A 2,248-nucleotide genomic window follows, 5' to 3' on the forward strand; every position below is an offset into this window, starting at 1 on the left:
TGGATCGGGAGCTGATCGCGGAGAACGCGTCCGGGATCATCGCGACGACGGGGTGTCCGTCGGGCGAGGTGCAGACGCGGTTGCGGCTGGGGCAGCGGGAGGCGGCGATCCAGGCGGCCTCGGATTACAAGGACATTTTCGGGGCGGGGAATTTCTTCCTGGAGTTGATGGACCACGGGCTGCCGATCGAGCGGTCGGTGCGGGAGGGTTTGCTGGAGATCGGGAAGCTGCTGGACCTGCCGCCGCTGGCTACCAACGATTCGCATTACGTGACGAAGGACCAGGCGGACACGCACTCGGCGTTGCTGTGCGTGCAGGCGGGGAAGACGCTGAACGATCCGACGCGGTTCAAGTTCGACGGCGATGGCTATTTCCTGAAGTCCGCGGAGGAGATGCGGGAGTACTGGGACCGGGAGGTTCCGGGGGCGGCGGACAACACGTTGTTGATCGCGGAGCGGGTCGAGTCGTACGAGGACGTGTACACGCACAAGGACCGGATGCCGGTCTTCGACGTCCCCGAAGGACACACCGAAACCACCTGGCTTCACCATGAAGTGATGTCCGGGCTTGAGCACCGGCTGCCGGACGGAGTGCCGGGCGAATACCGGGAGCGCGTCGAGTACGAGCTCAAAGTCATTGTGGAGAAAGGGTTTCCCGGGTACTTCCTCATCACGGCTGATCTCATGACGCACGCCCGCGCGGCGGGAATCCGCGTGGGGCCCGGACGCGGGTCGGCGGCGGGATCGCTGGTCGCGTACGCGCTCCGCATCACCAATCTCGACCCGATCCGGCACGGTCTCCTGTTCGAGCGGTTCCTCAATCCGGAACGAGTGTCCATGCCGGACATCGACATGGACTTCGACGACCGCCGCCGCGGCGAGATGATCCGGTACGCCACCGAGAAATACGGCTCCGACCGGATCGCGCAGGTGATCACCTTCGGCACGATTAAGACCAAGGCGGCGATCAAGGATTCCGCGCGGGTCCACTTCGGACAACCAGGGTATTCGATCGCGGACCGGATCTCCAAAGCGTTGCCGCCGCCAGTGGCTGCCAAGGATATTCCGTTGTCGGGCATCGTGGACGCCAAGCACGAGCGCTACGCGGAAGCGGCGGAGGTCCGCACGCTGGTCGAGACGGACGAAGAGTGCAAGACGATCTTCGACACCGCCCGCGGTCTGGAGGGGCTGATCCGCAACGCGGGTGTGCATGCCTGCGCGGTGATTATGTCCAGCGAACCGTTGCTGAACGCGATTCCGTTGTGGCGAAGGGACGACGGGTCGATCATCACCGGCTGGGACTATCCGTCGTGCGAGGCCATCGGACTGCTGAAGATGGACTTCCTGGGCCTGCGCAACCTGACTGTCATCGGCGACGCGATCGACAACGTCCAAGCCAACCGCGGCGAAGACATCGACCTCGACCGGCTGGCCACCGATGATCCCGAGACCTTCGCCTTGCTGGTCCGCGGCGACAGTCTCGGAGTGTTCCAATTGGACGGTGGCGCGATGCGGGATCTGTTGCGCCGCATGCGTCCCACGGGGTTCGAGGACATCGTGGCCGTCAACGCGCTCTACCGGCCGGGTCCGATGGCGATGAACACGCACAACAACTACGCCGACCGCAAGAACAAGCGGCAAGCTATCGAACCGATCCATCCGGAACTGGAAGAGCCGTTGCGCGAGATCCTCGCCGAGACGCACGGTCTGGTGGTGTACCAGGAACAGATCATGCAGATCGCGCAAAAGGTCGCCGGATACTCGATGGGCCGCGCGGACGTCCTGCGCCGCGCGATGGGCAAGAAGAAAAAGGAAGTCCTGGAAAAGGAATTCGAGGGCTTCCGTGCCGGGATGATCGACAACGGGTTCTCCGGCGAGGCTGTGCAAGCGTTGTGGGACACGATCCTGCCTTTCGCGGGCTATGCCTTCAACAAGTCGCACGCGGCCGGGTACGCGCTGGTCGGATACTGGACCGCGTATCTGAAGGCGAACTACACCGCGGAGTACATGGCCGCGTTGTTGACGTCGGTGGGTGACAACAAGGACAAGTCGGCGATCTATCTGTCGGAGTGCCGGCGGCTGGGGATCAAGGTGCTGCCGCCGGACGTGAACGAGTCGGCGTTGCGGTTCGCGGCCGTCGGGAACGACATCCGGTTCGGTCTGGGCGCGGTGCGCAACGTGGGCGCGAACGTGGTGGAGTCGATCATCAAGACGCGCGAGGAGAAGGGCAAGTACTCCTCGTTCACCGA

The 2,248-nt window shown here is 63.9% G+C and carries 1 protein-coding gene; it reads left to right on the top strand.

The features are described from left to right. Positions 1–2,248: DNA polymerase III subunit alpha (gene dnaE, locus PUT80_RS46155; protein WP_275295913.1), on the top strand; the 2,248-nt coding region annotated here is incomplete at both ends.

It is taken from the genome of Amycolatopsis sp. La24, from assembly GCF_029087445.1.
Lineage (GTDB): Bacteria > Actinomycetota > Actinomycetes > Mycobacteriales > Pseudonocardiaceae > Amycolatopsis > Amycolatopsis nivea.